The organism is Streptomyces roseoverticillatus, assembly GCF_000719265.1.
GTDB classification, from domain to species: Bacteria; Actinomycetota; Actinomycetes; order Streptomycetales; family Streptomycetaceae; genus Streptomyces; species Streptomyces roseoverticillatus.
The window spans coordinates 1-244 of sequence record NZ_JOFL01000085.1 but is presented as its reverse complement, the minus strand read 5'-3'; the positions used below and the strand labels follow the sequence as shown (position 1 = coordinate 244).

Genomic DNA, 244 nt, shown 5'->3' with positions numbered 1-244 from the left:
TTCCCGTACCCGTCCGGTATCGATGGCTTCCTGTACGGAGGCGACGTGCAGGCGCAGCCCGTGCCCGTCCACCACCCGGTCCCGGTAGGCCAGCACCTCAGGAAAGTTGTGCCCGGTATCGACGTGCAGCAGGGCGAACGGCAGCGGCGCGGGGGCGAAGGCCTTCAGCGCCAGGTGCAGCATGACGATGGAGTCCTTGCCGCCGGAGAACAGCAGCACCGGCCGCTCGAACTCCCCCGCCACC

Annotated in this window: 1 protein-coding gene; it reads right to left on the bottom strand. The window is 69.3% G+C overall.

Going from position 1 to position 244, the window contains the following annotated elements:
• On the bottom strand, nt 1-244 hold a 244-nt coding region (locus IF61_RS0131925), incomplete at both ends, for a phosphoadenosine phosphosulfate reductase domain-containing protein (protein ID WP_030370034.1).